12 protein-coding genes and 1 tRNA gene are annotated in these 15,516 nt (G+C 58.1%); 11 read left to right on the forward strand and 2 right to left on the reverse strand.

The features are described 5' to 3' along the window. Nucleotides 1–74: 74 nt before the first annotated feature. Nucleotides 75–1,106 (reverse strand): hypothetical protein, encoded by a 1,032-nt coding sequence (locus ACEXKH_RS09230; protein WP_373573892.1) that lies wholly within the window; start codon nucleotides 1,104–1,106, stop codon nucleotides 75–77. Between the two features lie 256 nt (nucleotides 1,107–1,362). Here ACEXKH_RS09230 and ACEXKH_RS09235 point away from each other — a divergent pair, with 256 nt between their 5' ends. Both ACEXKH_RS09235 and ACEXKH_RS09240 read left to right on the forward strand, forming a co-directional pair. After that, nucleotides 1,363–2,040 carry a copper homeostasis protein CutC gene (locus ACEXKH_RS09235; protein WP_373573893.1) on the forward strand — a complete coding sequence of 226 codons (678 nt, stop codon included), beginning with the start codon at nucleotides 1,363–1,365 and terminating at the stop codon, nucleotides 2,038–2,040. Nucleotides 2,041–2,043: 3 nt separating this feature from the next. Then, a complete protein-coding gene (locus ACEXKH_RS09240) occupies nucleotides 2,044–2,844 on the forward strand; it encodes a DUF4931 domain-containing protein (RefSeq protein WP_373573894.1) in 801 nt (266 codons plus the stop codon). 27 nt (nucleotides 2,845–2,871) lie between these two features. Here ACEXKH_RS09240 and ACEXKH_RS09245 read toward each other — a convergent pair whose 3' ends face one another. After that, the gene (locus ACEXKH_RS09245) at nucleotides 2,872–3,870 is read right to left on the reverse strand and encodes a bile acid:sodium symporter family protein (protein ID WP_346981437.1); all 999 of its coding nucleotides are present in this window, start codon (nucleotides 3,868–3,870) and stop codon (nucleotides 2,872–2,874) included. Between the two features lie 276 nt (nucleotides 3,871–4,146). On the opposite strand from ACEXKH_RS09245, the gene recJ reads away from it, so the two are divergent. The 9 genes from recJ (at nucleotide 4,147) to rplT (ending at nucleotide 15,083) form a co-directional block, all read left to right on the forward strand. Continuing rightward, nucleotides 4,147–7,434 carry a single-stranded-DNA-specific exonuclease RecJ gene (gene recJ / locus ACEXKH_RS09250; protein ID WP_373573895.1) on the forward strand — a complete coding sequence of 1,096 codons (3,288 nt, stop codon included), beginning with the start codon at nucleotides 4,147–4,149 and terminating at the stop codon, nucleotides 7,432–7,434. A 15-nt stretch (nucleotides 7,435–7,449) separates the two neighbouring features. After that, nucleotides 7,450–9,810 carry a RelA/SpoT family protein gene (locus ACEXKH_RS09255; RefSeq protein WP_373573896.1) on the forward strand — a complete coding sequence of 787 codons (2,361 nt, stop codon included), beginning with the start codon at nucleotides 7,450–7,452 and terminating at the stop codon, nucleotides 9,808–9,810. An 84-nt stretch (nucleotides 9,811–9,894) separates the two neighbouring features. Further along, nucleotides 9,895–10,578: an MBL fold metallo-hydrolase gene (locus tag ACEXKH_RS09260; protein ID WP_373573897.1), complete on the forward strand. Its 684-nt coding sequence runs from the start codon at nucleotides 9,895–9,897 to the stop codon at nucleotides 10,576–10,578. A 194-nt stretch (nucleotides 10,579–10,772) separates the two neighbouring features. Next, complete coding sequence (gene fba / locus ACEXKH_RS09265; protein ID WP_006234429.1) at nucleotides 10,773–11,639, forward strand: class II fructose-1,6-bisphosphate aldolase; 867 nt, start codon at nucleotides 10,773–10,775, stop codon at nucleotides 11,637–11,639. A gap of 252 nt (nucleotides 11,640–11,891) precedes the next feature. Then, nucleotides 11,892–13,325, forward strand: coding sequence for a transglutaminase-like domain-containing protein (locus ACEXKH_RS09270; RefSeq protein WP_373573898.1), 1,434 nt, complete (start codon nucleotides 11,892–11,894; stop codon nucleotides 13,323–13,325). 39 nt (nucleotides 13,326–13,364) lie between these two features. Further along, nucleotides 13,365–13,451 (forward strand) — tRNA-Leu (locus tag ACEXKH_RS09275). Nucleotides 13,452–13,883: 432 nt separating this feature from the next. Then, a complete protein-coding gene (infC, locus tag ACEXKH_RS09280) occupies nucleotides 13,884–14,453 on the forward strand; it encodes a translation initiation factor IF-3 (protein WP_006234423.1) in 570 nt (189 codons plus the stop codon). A 32-nt stretch (nucleotides 14,454–14,485) separates the two neighbouring features. Further along, nucleotides 14,486–14,677: a 50S ribosomal protein L35 gene (gene rpmI / locus ACEXKH_RS09285; protein ID WP_006234422.1), complete on the forward strand. Its 192-nt coding sequence runs from the start codon at nucleotides 14,486–14,488 to the stop codon at nucleotides 14,675–14,677. A gap of 46 nt (nucleotides 14,678–14,723) precedes the next feature. Continuing rightward, nucleotides 14,724–15,083, forward strand: a complete 360-nt coding sequence (gene rplT, locus ACEXKH_RS09290) for a 50S ribosomal protein L20 (protein WP_006234421.1) — start codon at nucleotides 14,724–14,726, stop codon at nucleotides 15,081–15,083. Nucleotides 15,084–15,516: the final 433 nt, after the last annotated feature.

A 15,516-nucleotide genomic window follows, 5' to 3' on the forward strand; every position in this document is an offset into this window, starting at 1 on the left:
CCGCCCCCGGTGCCATTCCGCAATATCAACGGTGCCGATTCGCAATAATCACCGGTGCTCAGACGAGCAAATACTCAATCGCCAAAGGGATATGCAATTGAGCTGATGATCTTGTCGCTTTTCAGGTCATAAATACTAAGATTTGCATCTTCTTCATTCAAATAGTAATAGCCGTCATCCTCATCAAAAAGATCATTCGATCCTTTCTTTGTATAGAGGGCATAAAACTCCGCTGAAGGATTTGAATAAAGCCATTCAGGAGCGTGGTCATCATCGTTGAAAACAACGCTCATATTTCCATCACGGTCCACTTTTATTAATGCGGTGTCGCTCTGAAGATAAATATCGTCCGAGTAAGAGCTGGTGACGATATCGTCGATGTCCGAAGACCTATCATCTTTTTTCACGTTAACCGTTTTCAATTCCGTTGACCCTGTATCGCAATTGAAAACCCTAAGAGAAACAACGCCTTTCTCAGCATCGTATGGCAAGAAATAGAGACGGCTCATATCGTCTGAGTAGTAGCAATAAGAGTCATCTTTATCAGATTGATATGTTTGAATTAACTTGTCAGACTTAAGGTCATAGATCTCGATTTTTTTAAGCTCAGATTCATAGTCATAGTGCTCGACGGCTGCTCTATTTCCATCGTAAGAGACGGTTACATCGGTGTAGGCATATTTGGCCGAACTAATGGGATGGACTGTCTGGCTTTGGTTGTCTGGCGAGAATACGACCAAATTATTGCCGTCTTGCCAGTAGAGTTGATTGTTGGATGTGGGGCAAGCGGAACCAAGGCTTTTATCCGGAATGGCAATGGGGTTTGTACTGCCGTCTTTAAAATTGACGAGAGATACGCTCTTTAAGTTGTAGCCCTCATCGTCATCGTAATCGTAATCGTATAAATAGCCGAACTTTGAAGCATCACCCGTGCTGATATATGAGCCATCGCTACTGGTCTTAAAGCTATAAGACTTCTCGAGCTCGGGGGTCGGTACACTGCCGCTGGCTAATGCTACTGGAGGGGCTGCGAACGGAGACAAGGCTGCGATCAGGCCGATGGCGACCGCTGCGATCCTTCCGCTCTTTTGGATGCTCTTAAACATGGCAATCCTTTCCTCTGGATATGAATGTCGATACTGCCATGGTTAATCGGGATTCCGAAATCTTGTTGCGCAACATTCACCATCGGCAACATTTTTCGGCCAGCAGTGCCGTCCCCAAGAGATCATTCTGAGTTGCGGTGAAATAGGGACTAAATGGGGGCTCTAGACGCCAAAACAGTCCCTATTCCACCGCAACTTCATGGGGATGTGTGACAATGCCCGTCGGAAAACATCTGCTGTCTTTGGGGGCCTATCTATGCTGTACGAGTTTTGTGCCGAGAACTTTGAGCGAGTGCCGGCGGCCATCGAGGCCGGTGCGGGGCGCATTGAGCTGTGTGACAACCTCGCCGTCGGTGGCACCACGCCTTCCGCCGGCGTTATCAGCGCTACAGTCAGCTACGCTCACGAGCATGACGCGCGAGTGATGTGCATGATTCGTCCGCGTGGTGGCGACTTTCATTACAACCAGGACGAGCTGCGCATGATGGAGATGGACCTGGGCCTTGCTGTGAGTGCCGGCGTTGACGGCCTGGTCTTTGGCTGCTGCAAGCCCTGTGCCGGCGGCTGGGCGCTCGACGAGCTCATCCTCGGCGCTCTCGTTATGGCTACGGGCTGCGCGACCGAGGAGTGCAAGCGCGAGTCCCTTGACATCACCTTCCACATGGCATTTGACCAGCTCTCGCCCGAGGCTCAGCTCGATGCGATTGATACACTTGCCGACTGCGGCGTTACGCGCATCCTCACGCATGGCGGTGCGGCCGGCACGTCGATCGAGGACAATTTCGATCACCTGGCTCGTTTAATCGAGTATGCAGGCGATCGTTTGACCATCCTTCCCGGCGGCGGCATCACTACGGCAAATCGCGACGCGGTCGCGGCGGCACTAGGCGTCTCCGAGCTCCATGGCACCAAGATCGTGCCGCTGGAGGTATAACCCGTGGCGCTGGTATTTGACGTTCAGCAGGCGAGCGGCAAGCCCGACGATAATCGTCGCCCTGGCACCGCGTGCCCTTTTTGCGACACGGAGGGGCTCGCCAACATCATCCAGCGCGATGGTGACTGCATCTGGCTCGAGAATAAGTTCAAGACCTTGCGGGCCACCCGTCAGACCGTATTGATCGAGTCGGCCAATCACGACGCCGACCTGGTGACCTATGAACCGGATGAGCTGCATCATGTGATGCGGTTTGCCCTGGGCTGTTGGCAGCAGATGATCGATTCCCAGCAGTACCGCAGTGTGCTCATGTACAAGAACAAAGGCCCGCTTTCGGGCGGCAGCCTCGTCCATCCACACATGCAGATTGTGAGCTTGGAACAGGAGGACGGCTATGCGGCGCTGACCTCAGCCAACTTTGAAGGCATCGATGTTTGGCGACACGGGAGGGTCGCGGTCAACATCTCAACCGAGCCGATCATGGGATTCTTTGAGGTCAACGTCTCGGCTCCACAGGGAATCGCCGCCAGCGACGACGCCCGCGACCAAGCCGAAGCGGACCTGTTTGCCGATGCGATTCAGGTAGCTCTGCGCTATATCCTGCACGAGCACCACGGCGGTCGCGCGGAGTCGTACAACTTGTTCTTCTACCACATGGACGGCCGGACCATTGCCAAGGCGCTGCCACGTTGGGTGGTATCGCCCTACTTTGTGGGCTATCGTCTGGCCCAGGTCAATGCCGAGACCACGCTCGATATCGATGCTGAGCGCCTACGCGCGCATCTGGAAACGCTCGCGTCGTAAGGCGAGCGCCTGCGTAATGCGGACAGTCTAGCGTCCCATGGCTTCGCGACCGGCCTCGACCCGCTTGCGCTGTTTGGCGCGCTCCTCGCCGGTTAGGCGCTCAAAGAGATGCCCGATAATCGAGGCGAGTACCTGCTGAAACAGCGTGCCGCACATGACGGGGAACACGACCTCGCCGGGAAAATACTGTGTGGCGATGACGGCGCCCGAAGAGATATTGCGCATGCCGCAGGTAAAGCACATGGTGGTCGTCTCGCTATACGGCAGATGCAGGGCACGTGCGACCAGGATGCCGATGATAAAGCCACTGATGGCGAACGAAAGGATAAAGAGGGCGACTTCCAAGCGCACAACATTCATGTGCAGCACGTACTCGCTCATGGCGGTGGAGTTGGAGGCGATAACGCCCATCATCATGAACTTGCAGGCGGGCGAGAGCGCGGGGGAGAGTTTCTCGTGTCCCCATCCACGCGTGAGTTCGTTGATCACGATGCCGAGCACGGCGGGGATGGCGATCATAAAGGCCATATTCTGCATCATGCTTGGCACGTCGATCGAGACGGTGGCGCCCAGCAGGAGCTTGAGCGTAAGAGGAATCGTCACAGGTGAGATGACCGAGGACGTCAGGATAATGGTGAGCGCGAGCGGGCCGTTGCCGCCGAACATGCTAATCCACATAAAGGCAGTGACTGCCACGGGTACGCTGTACTCGAGCACGATGCCGCAGACAAGGTTGGGGTTGGAACCAAAGAACAACGACCCCATGGCATACGCCGCGATGGGGATGAGCACAGCCGAGACAATTAACGCCAAAATCAAATGCAGCGGACGATGGAACACCTCAGCCACCTGATGAAAGGTGTTGCTGAGCGCACCCTGAAACGTCATGAAGGCAAACAAGGTGGGAACGATGGGCTTGAGAACGCCGATCTGCTGAGGAAAGAGCACGCCGAGCGCCACGCAAATCGGAACGATGATCTGCATGTGCCCCGCGAGGAATTTGCCCAGTCCAACCCATTGCTTCATATGCGCTTGTGACTCCCTTTGCTCGTGAATCCGTTTTGAATGGATATGCTAGACGCTCGCATGCGTCCGTGCGTCAGAAACGTTCGATTATTTCGAGGCTATTACCGGCATCGTTTATCGAAACCGCGGCGTGCTGCGGCGATTTGCGTCCGCGCTGCACGGTATAATAAATCCGTTCAACAGATCTGCCTGCCGAAGCGGGCATACACAGAGGACTCATCGCTATGAACCGTGAGAGGTATCGCGGCGACCTGCCCCTATCGGGGGTGGGCGCCTATGTCATCGCTTAAGACGACGCATCGCTGGGCGGTCGCTCAGCAAAACCCCGAGCTCGAAAAGGAGCTTTCGGCTGGCCTGGGCATACCCGGGCTGGTGGCGCGCATTATGGTTGCGCACGGCATTACATCCATCGAAGAAGGCCAGCTGTTTTTGACGCCTTCGCTCGATCGCGACTGGGCCGACCCACTCATTATCCCGGGCATGTCGGTCGTTGCCGACCGCGTCGAGCGTGCCATTCGCAACCACGAGCGCATCGCGGTCTTTGGCGATTTTGACGTTGACGGCATTACGTCGACCTGCCTGTTGACCGAGGCGCTGCGCACATTTGGCGCCGATGTCACGCCGTTTATTCCGCATCGCTTTGACGAGGGCTACGGTCTTTCGCGCGCGGCACTCGACCGCGTTAACGAGCTCGCTCACCCCCAGCTGATCGTGACCGTCGATAACGGCATTGCCGCCAAGGAAGAGGTCTCCTATCTGGAGAGCCTGGGGATCGATTTGGTGGTCACGGACCATCACGAGCCCTCCGATCAGGTGCCGCAGGGCGTGCCCCTGACCGACCCTAAGCTCGAGGACGAGGGTCCCTCGCGTGAGCTTGCCGGTGCCGGCGTGGCGCTCAAGCTGGTGCAGGTTCTGGGCGAGCGTTTGGGCAAGCCGTCGTATTGGCGTTCGCTGATAGAGGTCGCGGCACTGGGCACCGTGTCCGACATGATGCCGCTTACGCCCGAGAACCGCGCGCTGGTCGCCGAGGGCATCCAGCAGATGCGCGTGACCGCCCGCCCCGGCTATATCGCGCTGGCCGCACTTGCCAAGGCCGACCTCTCAAGCATTACGGCCGATGGCCTGTCGTTTTCGCTCATTCCCCGCTTGAATGCCGCCGGCCGCATGGCCGATCCCAAGCTGGCGCTCGACCTGCTGCTTGCCCGCGATCCTATCGAGGCAAGCGCGCTTGCCGCCGAGCTCGAGGAAATCAATCGCCAACGCCGCGAGATCGAGGCGGAGCTCACACGCGATGCCATGGCAAAGGTCGAGGAGACCTATGACGGCGGGCGCGCCATCGTCGTGGGTGGCGAGGGCTGGCACGAGGGCGTCAAGGGTATCGTGGCGAGCCGCCTGACCAACCGTTATCACGTGCCGGCGCTGCTGTTCTCGATCGAAAACGGTATCGCTCGCGGTTCGGGTCGCTCGGTGGGCAAGGTCAACCTGTTCGACGCCGTAGAACGCTGCTCCGATCTGCTGATTCGTCGCGGCGGGCATGCGGGTGCGGTGGGCGTGACCATCGAGGCGTCCAAGCTCGACGAGTTCCGTCGTCGCCTTTCTGCCGTGCTTTCGGAGCTTCCCGCCGAGGACTTTGAGGACACCGACGAGGTTGCCGCCACCGTCGACCTCTCCGAGCTAAATATCGAGACCATCGAGCAGATCTCCCGCCTTGAGCCGTTTGGCCAGGGCAACAAGGTGCCGCTGTTGGCGGCCGAGGGCGTGACAATGTGCGATCGCGCCGTGGTGGGCAAAACCGGCGAGCACATGCGCTTCGTGGCGACCGATGGCGCCGCGAGTGTGCCGGCCATTATGTTCCGCGTGCCGCAGATCGATAAGCTCATCAATTGCGATAGCGCCGTCGATTTGGTGTTCGAGGCCGTGGCCGAGCATTGGCAAGGTCGCGTAAAGCCCAAGCTCATGATCAAGGATGTCTTGGTCCGCGATACCACTGCGCCCAGCGTTGACGACCCGGCATGTGAGCTTCGTCGTGGCGTACAACCGGCGGATTCTGGCCTGCGCCTGGAGTCCCGCAAGCGCCAAACGCTCGCCCAGCTTTCCTATACCGAGCTGACGCGCTCGCTTATCCATAGCTTTATCGGCTCGAACCAGCCGCACCGCGCGCAAGTCGAGGCGCTCGATGCCCTGGCCGATCACCAAAGTGTTCTGGCCGTTATGGGAACGGGGCGCGGCAAGTCTCTTATCTTCCATGTGCATGCCGCGCGCGAGGCGGTCCTTCGCGGGCGTGCGAGCATCTTTGTCTATCCGCTGCGCGCGCTCGTTGCCGACCAGGCCTATCACCTCTCGTCGACGATGGCCGCGCTCGGCATTGGCGTGGGCGTGCTGACCGGCGAGACCGTGGAGGCGGCGCGCGATGACGTGTTTGCCGGCTTGGCTTCGGGCCGCACCGGCATCGTGCTCACAACGCCCGAGTTCCTGTCCATTCACCGCGACCGCTTTGCGCGTTCGGGGCGCATCGGTTTTGTCGTTATCGATGAGGCGCATCATGCCGGTCTTGCCAAGGGCGGCGACCGCAGTGCCTATCTCGACATGCCCGATATCCTCAAGGCCCTGGGCGATCCGGTCGTTATGGCCGCGACTGCCACCGCAACGGCTCCGGTTGTTGCGGAGCTTGCCCGCGTGCTGCCGATTACCCGTACGGTGGTCGACGAGACGGTGCGCGAGAACTTGCAGCTCGAGGATGACCGAGATCTTGCGAGCCGCGAGAACCGCCTGGTGTCAATCGTGGCGACGGGGGAGAAGACTGTCATCTACGTCAACTCGCGCGACCAGTCCGTGGCGCTTGCCAAGACGCTACGCAAACGCGTTCCCGACTACGCGTCACATATCGCCTTTTACAACGCGGGCCTTACGCGCGCCGACCGCCATCGCGTAGAGGAGGCGTTTCGTGACGGAAGCCTCAGCTGCATCGTTTCGACCTCTGCCTTTGGTGAGGGCGTGAACCTGCCCGATATCCGCCATGTCGTGCTCTACCACATGCCGTTTGGCGCGATTGAGTTTAACCAGATGAGCGGACGCGCCGGTCGCGACGGCCAACCTGCCGTGATTCACCTGCTCTATTCGTCGCGTGACGCTCGCATTAACGAGCGCCTGCTCGACTGCTACGCGCCCGAGCGCGACGAGCTCGTCACGCTCTATCGCGCGTTGCAGACCATGTGGCGCTCCAACCGCGGCAAGACCGGAGACGACTCGTTTAGTGCGAGCGATATCGACATCGCGCAGATGTGCCTTGCTATCGATGCCCGCACGCCGGTTGACGAGCGCTCGGTGGCAAGCGGCCTGGGGATCTTCGAAGAGCTTGGTTTCTGTCGCGTTTCGGGGTTTGACGACACCCGTCGCATCGCGATGGCAGAAAACCCCGGCCGTGTGCAATTGAGCAGGTCAATCCGCTATTTGGAGGGCTTGCGCTCGCGCATGGAGTTCTCGGCTTTCCGGAGTTGGGCGCTCGATTCGTGCGCTTCTGATATGCTAGCCAAAGTTAACCGCCCGATCGTTCCGCGGGCCTAGGGGAAGGGGACCTCGATGGATGCCGCAGCCCGTACCGCCCATGATTCCACCCTCCAGCCGTTCTCGGAGATGGAGCACTATAAGCATGCCGATGAGCTGCCGCCCGAGATTATGGCGGACAGCTATGACAAGCTGGAGCGCCTGTGCCTCAAATATATGAATGAGGTCGACTTTTCTAAGGTGGAGCAGGCCTATTGCTTTGCCGCCGAGAAGCACTGCAACCAAAAGCGCCGCTCGGGTGAGATGTACATCAACCATCCCGTCGAGGTGGCCATCATTTTGGCCGATCTCAAGATGGACTGCGATGTGGTGTGCGCCGCGCTGCTGCACGATACCGTTGAAGATACCGAGACCTCGCTTGCCGATGTTTCCGGTCTGTTTGGCGATACGGTTGCCGAGCTCGTCGATGGCGTGACCAAGCTTACCAACATCGAAGTCGATAGCATGGACGAGAAGCAGGCGCTTACGCTGCGCAAGATGTTCCTCGCCATGTCCAAGGACATCCGCGTCATTATCGTTAAGCTTGCCGACCGCCTGCATAACATGCGTACGTTGGCGGCCCTTCGCGAGGACCGTCGCCTGTTTAAGGCTCGCGAGACCATGGACGTGTATGCGCCCCTGGCCGACCGTCTGGGCATGAGCTCTATTAAGTGGGAGCTCGAGGACCTGTCCTTCTTCTACCTTGAGCCCGACGCCTACCAGCGCATCGCGCGCATGGTGGCGGAGTCGCGCGAGGTCCGTGAGCGCTATCTGGCCGAGACTATCAAGACGCTCACCGACGAGCTCAACCGCATTGGCTTGGAGGGCTTCCAGATTAATGGCCGTTCCAAGCACTATTGGTCCATCTACCAAAAGATGAAGCGCAAGGGCAAGGAGTTCTCCGAGATCTACGACCTGGTGGCACTGCGCGTCATCACGCATTCGGTGCGCGATTGCTACTCCACGCTCGGTGCGGTGCATACGCTGTGGCACCCCATGCCCGGTCGCTTTAAAGACTATATCGCCATGCCCAAGGTCAATAACTACCAGTCGCTCCATACGACGGTTATCGGCCCCACGGCCCGTCCGCTCGAGATTCAGATTCGAACCTACGAGATGCATGAGCAGGCCGAGTACGGCATTGCCGCCCACTGGCTATATAAGAAGTCGGGCGGATCGTCTGCGTCTAAGACCAATGATGCCCAGCGGCTGGACGACCAGATTAACTGGCTCAAACATTCGCTCGATTGGGCTGCGTCTGATGAGATCACCGACGCCAAGGAATACCTGCATTCGCTGAAGGTCGACCTCTTCGATCAAGAGATCTTCGTCTTTACGCCCAAGGGCGAGGTCATGGCGCTTCGTGCCGGCTCCACGCCGCTCGACTTTGCCTACGCCGTCCACACCGAGGTGGGCAACCACTGCGTCGGCGCTAAGATCAACGGTGCGGTGGCCCCGCTCACGCACGAGATCAAGACGGGCGACCGCGTTGAAATCTTGACCAACAAGAGTTCCAAGCCGTCGCGTGATTGGCTCAAGATCGTTAAGACACCTTCCGCCAAGTCAAAGATCCGCCGTTACTTTGCCGCCGCGACCAAAGACGATGACGCTGCTGCCGGCCGCGACATACTGGCCAAGGACCTGCGCAAGCGCGGGTATGGCATCTCTACGCCGCGATCCACGCGTGCGCTCAACGCCGTGGCGGAGCAGTTTAACTACAAGCAGCTCGAGGACCTGTTTGCCGCCGTCGGCGCCGGCAAGGTTGCCCCGCGCGCTGTGGGTAACAAGGTCGAGCAAATCTTGGACCCCAAGCCCGAGGAACAGCTCACCAAAGCCGAGGCTATCGCCGAGGTCGTCAAGCAGCCGGCCCGAGGCTCCAACCGCAAGCCGCAAAAGCGCGGTAAGAGCGCCAGCAACGGCATTATCGTCAAGGGCGAGAGCAACAGCGGCCTGCTGGTCCGTCTGGCGCATTGCTGCAATCCGGTGACGGGCGACGATATCGTCGGCTTCATCACGCGCGGTCGTGGCGTTTCGGTGCATCGCGCCAACTGCCCCAACGTCAAGGGTCTTATGGAGCATCCCGAGCGCATGATCGAAGTGGAGTGGGACGGCGCTGCCGACACCCTCTTCCAGGTCGAGATCGTGGTCGAGTGCCTGGACCGCATGGGCCTGCTCAAGGATGTCACCATTGCCATTGGCGATGCGGGCGGCAATATCCTTTCGGCCGCCACGTCGACCAACCGCGAGGGTATTGCAACCCTGCGCTTTATGGTCGAGATCTCGGATGCGAGTGGCCTGGATCCGCTGCTGGCTTCTATCAGCAGCGTTGACTCGGTCTACGACGCGCGCCGCCTGATGCCCGGCGAGGGTGGAGCCCAGCTTAAGCGCCGCGTTTAGTCGCGACGAACGTGCCACATTATCGATATTCGCTACACTCGAGGCATCGTTTGATGCCTCGAGTTCTATAGAGAGGAGAGGGACATGAGCGCTGTGTCCTTGGATGTAACTCCCAAGGGATCGGTCGAGATCGAGACGCTCGTAAACGGTCCCATTCAGACCAATAGCTATGCTGTTATTTCGGACAATGAGTGCGTGATTATCGACCCCGCATGGGAAGGCGAGCGCCTGGTGGAGCATGTTCGAGCCGAGCATCCCGGCGTACGCATGCTTGGCGCCGTTTGCACTCATGGCCATGCCGATCATGTTGGTGGTGTTGCCGGCGTACGAACCGCCGTTGGCGAGGGCTGCCAGTATGAGCTGTGTGCTAAGGATGTGGCGGTGCCGCATGCGAACATCGAGGAACAGCGAGCTATGTGGGGCATTGAGACGCCCGACCCCGGGGAGCCGACGCGCCTACTCGCCGAGGGCGATGCTCTCGAGGTGGGCGATATCTGCCTGCAGGTGATCGAGACGCCAGGGCATACGCCGGGCGGGATCGTCTTGTTTGCTGCCACCGAGCAGGGAAGCATCGCCTTTGTTGGCGACACCCTGTTCCCGGGTAGCCACGGCCGCACCGATCTTGCCGGTGGCGACGAGGCGGCGATTCTGCGCTCGCTCTCCAAGCTCGCCCGGCTTCTCCCGCCCGATACCGTTTGCCTAACCGGGCATGGGGATTCGACCACCATGGCACGCGAGCTCATGCAGAACCCTTTCATGCGGGTGTAGTTTTATAGTCAGCTTCTAAAGCACGAGAAGCGTCCAAACGTCAAGCTATTTTTCCCCAACGGGTCAATTTCGTAGGGCAAACGGTCAAAAAAGTCTGTTTGGACGATATTCGTGAACAAACGAACGTTTATGCTCGGGTGCGCCGTGGTAAAATCTCAGGCGTTATCGGAGCAACCTTACAGGAGGTTTCTTTTATGCTCGTCAACGCAGCAGACATGCTCAAGAAGGCCGAGGCCGGCAAGTACGCTCTCGGTGCCTTCAACACCAACAACCTCGAGTGGACCCTGGCTATTCTCCAGGCCGCCGAGGAGGCCAAGTCTCCGCTGATCCTTCAGTGCACCGCTGGTGCCGCTAAGTGGATGGGCGGTTTCAAGGTCTGCGCCGACATGGTCAAGGCTGCCGTCGAGGCCACGGGTGTTACCGTTCCCGTCGCCCTTCACCTTGATCACGGTTCTTACGAGGACTGCTTCAAGTGCATCGAGGCCGGCTTCACGTCCATCATGTATGACGGCTCTCACGAGGAGACCTTCCAGCTTAACCTCGACCGCACCAAGGAGCTCGTTGAGCTTGCCCACTCCAAGGGCATGTCCATCGAGGCCGAGGTCGGCGGCATCGGCGGCACCGAGGACGGCGTGACCTCCAACGGCGAGCTCGCTGACCCCGCTGAGTGCAAGCAGATTGCTGACCTGGGCGTCGACTTCCTCGCCTGCGGCATCGGCAACATCCACGGCGTCTATCCCGCCGACTGGGCTGGCCTTTCCTTCGAGCGTCTGGGCGAGATCAAGGCCCAGACCGGCGACCTGCCCCTCGTCCTGCACGGTGGCACCGGCATCCCCGAGGATCAGATCAAGAAGGCCATCTCCCTGGGCATCTCCAAGATCAACGTCAACACCGACCTGCAGCTCGTCTTCGCCAAGGGCGTCCGCGAGTACATCGAGGCTGGCAAGGATCAGCAGGGCAAGGGCTTTGACCCCCGCAAGCTCCTCAAGCCTGGTCGCGACAACATCGTTGCCCGCACCAAGGAGCTCATGGAGGAGTTTGGCTCCGTCAACAAGGCGTAAGCGTCGCTAAACTTCCCGTCGGAAGCCCCGTCCCCCTACGCTGTTTCCTTTGCGCTCACCTGGCTTCGCCAGAAGTCGCGCCAAGGAAACAGTTCCGGGGGACGGGGCTTCCTTCGTTTAACGCCGCAGGGTTACAAGTCTGAATTCATTTTTATAGGTACCGTTTATCGGCGTTGAGAGCTCCTTTGTTGGGGGCTTTCTTTTTTATCTCGGTACAATGGGGGTTGTCTATCGTTCGACGCGGGAGTGGTTATGGCTGTTGTTGATGTTTTACCTGCTGATGGGAAGGTTATTGACGAGGGTCCTGTTGGTTGCTCTGTTGATGTTTGCTGTGATGACTTTCGTCATCTCGATATTGGACTGCCGCCCGAGATTCTTCGTCTCAAGGATGCCGGTTATTTGACACAGGCTGTTGCTGCCTGCGATTGCCTTTTGGAGCAGAACCCTGAGCCTTCGCTGGCTGCTTGTGTTCGTGCCGAGCGGTATCGCATGCTCGAGACGCCGCTTCATTTTTCGGTGTCGCGTGATCAGGCTATTGCGATGATTCGCGAGGAGTGCCCAGAGTTTACAGAAGAGCAGTTTGATGACCTGATTAATCGCAAGCGTATCGATTGGCGCTTTATCGATGGCGAGCTGTTCGTTCTCGATAACTTCCTCGATTCGCTTCGCGTGTACCCCAAGGAGGTTCCGGGCCTGTGTCCCGATTCTGCGGACGGCATCGCGCTGCGTAACCAGATGCTCAGGGAGATGGAGTCGCAAAACGGGTTGACTCGTGCCATCACGCTTAAGGCATCCGTGTCTGTCCCCGGGGCTCTGAAGGGAGAAGCTGTTCGCGCGTGGCTACCCGTTGCTGCCGCCTGTCGTCAACAGTCTCAAATCGAGGTTCTCGATATGACGTCGGGGGGTACCGTTGCCTCTGAAAACGTTTCGGCTCGTACTGCCTCTTGGACATCTTCGACCGAACATTCATTCTCGGTGACCTATCGCTATCACATCGATGCCGCCTATTGCGATATCTATGGTGGCGCGCTCCCATCGCATACGTGCATGGACACGCCGCTGTCCGAGGACACTTCCGAGGACCGTCCGCACATTGCGTTTACGCCGTACCTGCGACAGTTGACGGAGCGTGTTGTTGACGGGCTCGAGGATCCGCTCGATCGCGCTCGTGCTATCTATGATTACCTGACACAGCATATCGACTATCGCTATCAGCCACCGTACCTGCTTTTGGGATCTATTGCCGACGACTGTGCGCATTCTTTACGCGGCGATTGCGGCGTTATGGCGCTCACGTTTATCACCATGTGCCGCATCGCGGGCGTGCCTGCCCGTTGGCAGAGCGGCCTGTATGTTGCTCCCGATTCGGTGGGGCCGCACGATTGGGCTGAGTTCTATACGCCACAGAGCGGTTGGCTTAACGCCGACGTATCGTTCGGTTCCTCGGCGCGCAGGATGGGGGAGGAGTGGCGTCGCCAGCACTACTTTGGCAACCTCGACCCGTGGCGTATGGTGGCCAACAATCGATTCCAGGCTGAATTTGTGCCTGCTTTCGATGGCATGCGCGAGGATCCCTATGACAACCAGATGGGCGAGGCCTCGGTTGATGGGCGTGGATGTCGTAAGCGGGAGATGTTGCGCAAGGTTGAGCTTATCGAAATGCTCGAAGTTCCATTTTCGGACTAATCAACAGAAAGCTGTGATAAACTAACTCACGCATTACGTGCCCGAGTGGCGGAATTGGCAGACGCAGTGGACTCAAAATCCACCGTTGGCAACAACGTGCGAGTTCGAGTCTCGCCTCGGGCACCATACATGCAAGCGAGCGTTCAAGGGGGTCAAGGCCCCCTTTTTCGTGCCGAACTCGCGTGAGCGCGCGGAGCGTTAAGCAAACAGGCCAGCGGCCTGTTTGTAGCGGAGCGTGGCGAGGGCGCTGTGCGCCCGAAGCCCGGGGCTTCGCGAAGCGAAGGCCCTTCGAGTCTCGCCTCGGGCACCAAACATGCAAGTGAGCGTTCAAGGGGGTCAAGGCCCTCTTTTTCGTGTACGTAATGTGATAATGCGCGGTACGTGTTATTATCCACAAGGCGTTGTTCCCGCAATGCCCTAAAGAGGAACCCGAGGGTTCCCACCTTTTGGCGCCAATGAGCAGCTGACTGGTCATACAACTTAGATTCTCTTCCTCATACCGAGGATGTCTATGTGTACGACCTGGTTGCAAAGAAGCGCCGGGTTATTTTTTTATGAATGGAGGTAGGGAAAATAGCTAAGTCTGATGACACCCGCATCAACGACGAGATTACTGCATCTTCGTGCCGTTTGATTGGCGTCGATGGCTCTCAGCTCGGCCTGTTCGCCATCCGCGATGCCCAGCGCGTCGCCGACGATCAGGGTCTCGACCTGGTCGAGATCGCTCCCAACGCGGAGCCGCCGGTCTGCAAGGTCATGGACTACGGTAAGTTCAAGTACCAGCAGGCCATGAAGGCCAAGGCTGCTCGTAAGAACCAGTCCAAGGTCGAGGTCAAGGAAATGAAGTTCCGACCCAAGATTGACGTTGGCGACTACGAGACCAAGAAGGGCCACGTTCTGCGTTTCCTCAAGAAGGGCGCACGCGTTAAGATTACCATCATGTTTCGCGGCCGTGAGATGGCTCACCCGGAGCAGGGTCTTAACGTTCTCGAGCGTCTTGCCGAGGATCTCAAGCCTTACGCTACGGTCGAGTCCAAGCCTAAGATGGAAGGCCGTAACATGCTTATGCTGCTCGCCCCGATTAAGGGCGCCTTCGATGAGGATAAAGCGGCAAGCGATACTAAGTAACTAGTGTTCTGTAACCGATTAAGGAGTATTTCATGCCTAAGATGAAGTCCCACAGCGGCACCAAGAAGCGTTTCCGCAAGACTGGTACCGGCAAGCTTATGCGCGCCAAGGCTTTCAAGAGCCACATCCTGAGCAAGAAGTCCACCAAGCGTAAGCGTGGCTTCCGTCAGGAGACCGAGATCGCCGCTGCCGACCGCAAGGTCATCAAGTCGCGTCTCGCCTAAGTTCGCGTTCCCGTTTTTCGTTTTACCGTCTAGGAGTTGATAGAACATGGCACGTATTAAGCGCGCTGTTGCCGCCAAGAAGAAGCGCCGTACCGTTATGCACCGTGCGAAGGGTTACTACGGTGCCGCTTCGCGTACTTACAAGCATGCTAAAGAGCAGGTCCAGCACTCCCTGCAGTATCAGTATCGTGATCGCCGCAACAAGAAGCGCGAGATCCGCTCTCTCTGGATCACCCGTATCAACGCTGCTGCTCGCCTGAACGACATTTCTTACTCTCAGTTCATGCACGGCCTGAAGGTTGCCGGTATCGAGCTCGACCGCAAGGTTCTGGCTCAGATGGCTTACGAGGACATCGAGTCCTTCAATGAGCTGGCCACCATCGCCAAGAAGGCCCTCGAGGCCTAATAGATTCTCTTGAATCGCTAGGGGAGTGTCGCGCTGTGCGCGGCGCTCCCTCTTTTTATCTAAAGCGCTGGTTTACATAGTCAAAAGCGCGGGTAGATAGACACTTACAGGTGACCGATCTTTATATATCTCTTAACCGAAGGGTCATCATCTGATATGTGCAGTATCGCTGCACCTGACTTTCTAGTTCATATATAGAAAGTGATATGTTGTGTAGGACTTGTGAAGAGTGGAATTGACGTCCCACATCGCTTCGCGGTCTGGCAATATATCTCCTTGCCGCGCGGCCCGGTCGAACCGGATCAGCCGCACAGCGTGCACCTTGAGAACCGGATACTGCGAGGATGGACACTCACTTCAGTGTCGCATCCGGGCAGACATCGAACCATTTGAAATGGTCTAACTTGGATTTGTTTTTCGCAAGGCCGCCGAG

Origin of the sequence: Collinsella aerofaciens ATCC 25986, assembly GCF_964259375.1 — a bacterium.
Taxonomy (GTDB): domain Bacteria; phylum Actinomycetota; class Coriobacteriia; order Coriobacteriales; family Coriobacteriaceae; genus Collinsella; species Collinsella aerofaciens_BO.

Excerpts from the sequence above, each read along its gene's own strand:
- ACEXKH_RS09230 (WP_373573892.1), bottom strand. The coding sequence starts at position 1,106 with ATGTTTAAGAGCATCCAAAAGAGCGGAAGGATCGCAGCGGTCGCCATC.
- ACEXKH_RS09235 (WP_373573893.1), top strand. The coding sequence starts at position 1,363 with ATGCTGTACGAGTTTTGTGCCGAGAACTTTGAGCGAGTGCCGGCGGCC.
- ACEXKH_RS09245 (WP_346981437.1), bottom strand. The coding sequence starts at position 3,870 with ATGAAGCAATGGGTTGGACTGGGCAAATTCCTCGCGGGGCACATGCAG.
- recJ (WP_373573895.1), top strand. The coding sequence starts at position 4,147 with ATGTCATCGCTTAAGACGACGCATCGCTGGGCGGTCGCTCAGCAAAAC.
- ACEXKH_RS09255 (WP_373573896.1), top strand. The coding sequence starts at position 7,450 with ATGGATGCCGCAGCCCGTACCGCCCATGATTCCACCCTCCAGCCGTTC.
- ACEXKH_RS09260 (WP_373573897.1), top strand. The coding sequence starts at position 9,895 with ATGAGCGCTGTGTCCTTGGATGTAACTCCCAAGGGATCGGTCGAGATC.
- fba (WP_006234429.1), top strand. The coding sequence starts at position 10,773 with ATGCTCGTCAACGCAGCAGACATGCTCAAGAAGGCCGAGGCCGGCAAG.
- ACEXKH_RS09270 (WP_373573898.1), top strand. The coding sequence starts at position 11,892 with ATGGCTGTTGTTGATGTTTTACCTGCTGATGGGAAGGTTATTGACGAG.
- infC (WP_006234423.1), top strand. The coding sequence starts at position 13,884 with ATGGAGGTAGGGAAAATAGCTAAGTCTGATGACACCCGCATCAACGAC.
- rpmI (WP_006234422.1), top strand. The coding sequence starts at position 14,486 with ATGCCTAAGATGAAGTCCCACAGCGGCACCAAGAAGCGTTTCCGCAAG.
- rplT (WP_006234421.1), top strand. The coding sequence starts at position 14,724 with ATGGCACGTATTAAGCGCGCTGTTGCCGCCAAGAAGAAGCGCCGTACC.